The following is a 4,901-nucleotide window of genomic DNA, read 5'->3' on the forward strand; positions in this document are numbered from 1 at the left end:
GGGGCCACACGCTCGTCCTGGGCGTGTTCATCCCGCTGGTGATCTTCCCGCTGGTGCTGGTCGCGATCGCGGTCTACCCGTTCATCGAGTCCTGGGTCACCGGCGACAAGCGCGAGCACCACATCCTGGACCGCCCGCGCAACGTCCCGACCCGGACCGCGTTCGGCGCCGCGTGGATCAGCTGGTACTTCATCCTGCTCGTCGGTGGCGGCAACGACCTCTGGGCCACGCACTTCCACCTGTCGATCAACTCGATCACCTGGTTCGTCCGGATCGCGTTCTTCGTCGTACCGGTCCTCGTGTTCATCGCCACCAAGCGGATCTGCCTCGGCCTCCAGCGCCGGGACCGGGACAAGGTGCTGCACGGCCGCGAGTCGGGCATCATCAAGCGCCTGCCGCACGGTGAGTTCATCGAGATCCACCAGCCGCTCGGCCCGGTGGACGAGCACGGGCACCCGATCCCGCTGGAGTACCAGGGCGCCCCGGTGCCGAAGAAGATGAACAAGCTCGGCTCCGCCGGCGAGCCGGTCGCGGGCTCCCTGCTGCGCCCCGACCCGCCCGAGGAGGTCGCCGCCCTGGCCCGCGCCCGTGCCGCCCAGCACGCCCTCGAGCCCTCGGAAAGCACAGAGCTGGCCACGTCCGAGGACCCGTCCAAGCGGCTGTGAGCCCGCGGCGAATTGCCATGAAGGGACCCATTGGGACGTTCAACGCCCTGAAGGGGTCCTTCATCGCACTCCTCGGGGTGCTGTTGTGCACCGCGTGCGGCTCGGCAGTGAGCGGGTCCGCGGCTCCGCCGTCCAGCCTCGCCGCGGGTCTGGCGGCACCGAGCGTGGTGGCTCCGGTCGAGTCCTCGGTACCCCCGCCGCCCGCGCCGTCGACCCCGCCGCCGTCGAGTGCGGGCTCGAAGGCCAAGGAATGCCCGCTGCCGCAGTCCGGGTTCGACTGCGACTTCCAGCGCCGGTTCGCCGCCGCACAGTCCTATGTGGCCAAACGGCCCGGCACGGTCGGCATCGTGGTGCGGGACCGGCAGACCGGGACGGTGTGGCGCAACGAGCACGCCGGCGACCTCACCTGGACCGCGTCCACGATCAAGCTCGCCATGACCGTGGACCTGTTGCTGCGCGACCGTTCCGGCACGATCACCCTGTCCGCTGAGGACCGCTCGCTGATCAAGGCGATGCTGCACAGCTCCGACGACAACGCCGCGGACACACTGTGGTTCAAGTACGCGGGCGCCGACCACCTGTCGTTCAACGACACCTTCCCCGGCTATGGAATGACCTCCCTTGCCCCGCAACGAGGTTTCTCCAGCTTCTTCCCGTACTGGGGCTTCCAGAAGTGCACCCCGGACGACCTCGACCGGCTGATGACCTACGTGCTCACCAGGCTCCCCGCCGACCTCCGCGACTACATCACCGGCGAACTCCGCTCAGTGGCGACGAATCAGCAGTGGGGCGTCTGGGGCGCCGGCCCCGCCGCACGCCCCGGCAACAAGGACGGCTGGTCGGAGGAGCAGGGCGGCTGGGTGATGAACACCGTCGGCTTCGTCGGCCCGGGGGAGCGCTACACCCTGGTCGCCATGAACAACCTCCGCGGCAAAGGTGGCTTCAACGAAGGCAAAGCGACGGTCACCGAAGTCGCCCGCCTGATCTTCAGCGGCCGCTTCTAGGCGCTCTGCTCGAGATTGGCGGATTGGGTCCCCAATCTGGCGGGTCCGGTGCTTGAGCTCCGGTCAGCCGTTTCCCACGATCTGGACGACAGCGCGGTTGTTGAGTGGAGCGTGGGCGATGAGGCGGTTGTGCGTGCTCGTGGTGGTGGTGTCCGCGGTGGCCGGCATCGGCGTGTCGGTGCCCCCGGCGGCGCTGGCCGACGACGGCCGGTGGAAGGTGGGCGAGTCGGGGTGCTACTGGGACCCGAACGACGCCGGCCCCGACCAGTGCTCGCCCGACACCGGGCGGTACAAGGTGGGCGACGGCCCCGTGTGCTACTGGGAGAACAACGATTCGGGCCCCAACCAGTGTGACCCGGGCCAGCAGACACCCGCCGAGACGATCCCCGAGGACCAGCCGATCCCCTATACCGACGACTCCTCGTCCATCCAGCGCTCGTTCACCGGCCCCGGGTCGCCGCCGGGCGTTTCGTGCGAGAACTTCACGCAGGTGGGCGCGAACGGCATTGCCCGCATCTCGGTCAACGTCACGCCGGACGGCACGCTGCACTACAGCATGGGCATGCCGCATTTCTGGGAGAACTACGGCCTGTGGATCGTCGACACGTGGGTGAACGGCCGTCACCTGCGCAGCCACCCATTGACCCCGTTGCCCCCGTCAGGCAGCGAGCCTCGCTCGGTCGTGCCCTCCGGATCGGAGTTCTTCATCCAGGCCATCCACTACTTCCTGTACTTCGAGATCTTCTGGGTGTCCGCGCCCGAGTGCCTCGTCTTCTTCCCCATCTGCTACCAGCCGGTGCTGGTCCCGCTGCCGGCGATCACGATCTCAAGCCTGACCTGTCGGGTGTCGTAGCTACCGGCTGCTGATGGCTAGGCGGCGCCGGTCCGCCGGCGTGCCGTCGCCCGGACGTCGGCCGGCAGCGCGTCCGCGTCGAGGAGCCGGGGGAGCAGCTCAGGCTCCGTGGTCAGCGCCCGGAAGGTGAGCGCGACCGTCACCCCATGGCCCGGACGGTGCTCCACCGTCACCGGGTCGCCGGCCCGGATCTCGCCCGGCTCGACCACCCGGAGGTAGGCGCCGGACACCGCGTGCTCGGTGAAGCGCTTGATCCAGCCCCGCTCCGCCATCCAGCCCTGGAACGTCCCGCACGGGAGGCGCGGCACCGAGACCTCCAGCAGCAGGTCCGTCCCGATCCGCCAGCGCTCGCCGATCTCCGCGCCGTTGACGTCCACCCCCACGGTCGTCAGGTTCTCCCCGAACACCCCGCCGGGCAGCTCCCGCCCGAGCAGCTCCGCCCACTCGTCCAGGTCCTCCCGCGCGTAGGCGTACACCGCCTGGTCCGGCCCGCCGTGGTGCTTCACGTCGTAGACCCGGTCGCCGGCCAGCCCCACTTCACCGGTGCCCTTCGGCCCCGGCGCCCGCACCGCGACCGGCCCGTCCACCGGCTGCTTGTCGATGCCGGTGAGGTCGACCTCTTTCCACGGGTTCGTCCGCGGTTTGCCGACGTTCACCGACAGGAGGATGCCCATGGTCACTTCCGTTTCGCGTAGTGCGCCCGGGTCTCTGGGTGCAGCACGCAGACCGCGATGGCGGCCAGCACCAGCAACTGGAGCACCTGCTCGACCTTGAAGATCACCGGGTAGTGCTGGGTGAGCAGGAAGATCATCCCGGCGCACCCGGCCAGGGACAGCCACACCAGCCGCCGCCAGGCCCACCGCTTGCCCCGGTAGAGCCGGGAGATGAAGAACAGGTACAGCAATCCGACCAGCACGTTCGCCCCGGCCCGCACCCACAGGCTGGTGATCACCGCCTGCCGCGCCACGTCGGACGCCGCCTGGTTGTGCGACTGCTCCAGGGTCATCCGCACGATGTCGTCCCGGTAGACGAACGAGAGCACCGTCACCAGCACCGACAGCGCCAGGTTGACCATCAGCAGCACCGCGGCGACGGGCACCAGCCGCGGCGGCCGGGCGGCGGCCGGCTCCGCGGGCAGTGGCGGCATCGCCGGGAAATTCTGCGGACCGCTGAACTGCTCGACCATGACCCCTCCCCCTGCGCCTGGTACGGCCCAATCTACGCGAGCTGTCGACTTCTTATGTGGTCGAACCGAACCCGGGTCGCGCTCGTAATGCGGATCGGGGCAGCCTGCCCCTTTTGACCGAATGAGAGCGGAGGATCTGAAGACAATGTTCCGTCGCCGTACGCTCCTCACCGCCGCGGTAGCCCTGCCGACCGCGCTGGCCACGTCGAACGCCCTGGCCGGCGCCGCGTCGGCGGACACGTCGAACGCCTTCCCCACGGAGCTGCCGCTGCCCGACGGCTTCCGCCCGGAAGGCATCGACATCGGGCCCGGGCCGTTCGCGTACTTCGGCTCCCTCGCCGACGGCCGGATTTTCCGGGTCAACCTGTTCACCGGCGCCGGCACCGTGATCAGCCCCGGCCCCGGCACCCCCTCGGTCGGCCTCAAGACCGACAGCCACAGAGCCTTCGTCTCCGGTGGGACCGCGGGTGACGCCCGGGTCGTCGACCTGCGCTCCGGCGCCGTCCTCGCGCACTACCAGTTCGCCACCGGGGACACGTTCATCAACGACGTCACCCTCACCCCGAACGCCGCCTGGTTCACCGACTCCCGCCGCGCCTTCCTCTACGGTCTCCCGCTGCGCCACGGCCGGCTCCCCGACCCGGCGGACGTCATCAACCTCCCGCTGTCCGGCGACTTCGTCCTCGCCGACGGCTTCAACACCAACGGCATCACCCGCACCCCCGACGGCCGCGCCCTGCTCATCGTCCAGTCCAACAAAGCAACCATCTTCCGGGTCAACCCGCGCACCGGCGTCGCCACCACCGTCGACCTCGGCGGCGAACCTGCCACGAACGGCGACGGCATCCTCATCGACGGCCGCACCTTCTACGTCGTGCAGAACCAGCTCAACCGCATCGCCGTGTTCCGCCTCAACTCCAGCGGAACTCAGGGGAGCCTTGTCACCCGCCTCACCGACCCGCGCCTGGACGTCCCCACCACCGTGGCGAAGTTCGGCAACCGCCTCTACCTCCCGAACGCCCGCTTCTCCACCCCACCGACGCCGACCACCACCTACAGCGCCATCGCCGTCCACACGTAGCGGAGCGCCCTGAAGGACTCCTTCGGGACGGTCAACGTCAATGCCAGGGACTTTAAGCCGGGGTGAGTGTTGATCACGGTTGGTGGGTGATCGGCGTGGTGAGCTGACGGGC

Annotated in this window: 5 protein-coding genes and 1 pseudogene; 4 read left to right on the forward strand and 2 right to left on the reverse strand. The window is 69.4% G+C overall.

Going from position 1 to position 4,901, the window contains the following annotated elements; translation table 11 throughout:
* The 3 genes and pseudogenes from VGR06_RS36775 to VGR06_RS36785 form a co-directional block, all read left to right on the forward strand.
* Window positions 1-665 (forward strand): annotated as a pseudogene (locus VGR06_RS36775) (cytochrome b); the annotation flags it as partial.
* A gap of 17 nt (window positions 666-682) precedes the next feature.
* The gene (locus VGR06_RS36780) at window positions 683-1,669 is read left to right on the forward strand and encodes a tat pathway signal sequence (RefSeq protein ID WP_327563833.1); all 987 of its coding nucleotides are present in this window, start codon (window positions 683-685) and stop codon (window positions 1,667-1,669) included.
* Window positions 1,670-1,787: 118 nt separating this feature from the next.
* Window positions 1,788-2,522 carry a hypothetical protein gene (locus VGR06_RS36785; RefSeq protein ID WP_327563834.1) on the forward strand — a complete coding sequence of 245 codons (735 nt, stop codon included), beginning with the start codon at window positions 1,788-1,790 and terminating at the stop codon, window positions 2,520-2,522.
* Between the two features lie 17 nt (window positions 2,523-2,539).
* On the opposite strand, the gene VGR06_RS36790 is transcribed toward VGR06_RS36785, so the two are convergent.
* Together VGR06_RS36790 and VGR06_RS36795 are read right to left on the reverse strand one after the other, a co-directional pair.
* Window positions 2,540-3,196, reverse strand: a complete 657-nt coding sequence (locus VGR06_RS36790) for an MOSC domain-containing protein (RefSeq protein ID WP_327563835.1) — start codon at window positions 3,194-3,196, stop codon at window positions 2,540-2,542.
* A gap of 2 nt (window positions 3,197-3,198) precedes the next feature.
* Window positions 3,199-3,708 (reverse strand): hypothetical protein, encoded by a 510-nt coding sequence (locus VGR06_RS36795; RefSeq protein WP_327563836.1) that lies wholly within the window; start codon window positions 3,706-3,708, stop codon window positions 3,199-3,201.
* A 145-nt stretch (window positions 3,709-3,853) separates the two neighbouring features.
* Here VGR06_RS36795 and VGR06_RS36800 point away from each other — a divergent pair, with 145 nt between their 5' ends.
* On the forward strand, window positions 3,854-4,789 hold the full coding sequence (locus VGR06_RS36800; protein ID WP_327563837.1) for a superoxide dismutase: 936 nt from the start codon (window positions 3,854-3,856) through the stop codon (window positions 4,787-4,789).
* Window positions 4,790-4,901 lie beyond the last annotated feature (112 nt).

Source organism: Actinophytocola sp., from assembly GCF_036002505.1.
In the GTDB taxonomy this organism is placed as follows: domain Bacteria; phylum Actinomycetota; class Actinomycetes; order Mycobacteriales; family Pseudonocardiaceae; genus DASYTH01.

Coding starts and splice junctions, on each gene's coding strand:
- VGR06_RS36780 (WP_327563833.1), top strand. CDS start 683: ATGAAGGGACCCATTGGGACGTTCAACGCCCTGAAGGGGTCCTTCATC.
- VGR06_RS36785 (WP_327563834.1), top strand. CDS start 1,788: ATGAGGCGGTTGTGCGTGCTCGTGGTGGTGGTGTCCGCGGTGGCCGGC.
- VGR06_RS36790 (WP_327563835.1), bottom strand. CDS start 3,196: ATGGGCATCCTCCTGTCGGTGAACGTCGGCAAACCGCGGACGAACCCG.
- VGR06_RS36795 (WP_327563836.1), bottom strand. CDS start 3,708: ATGGTCGAGCAGTTCAGCGGTCCGCAGAATTTCCCGGCGATGCCGCCA.
- VGR06_RS36800 (WP_327563837.1), top strand. CDS start 3,854: ATGTTCCGTCGCCGTACGCTCCTCACCGCCGCGGTAGCCCTGCCGACC.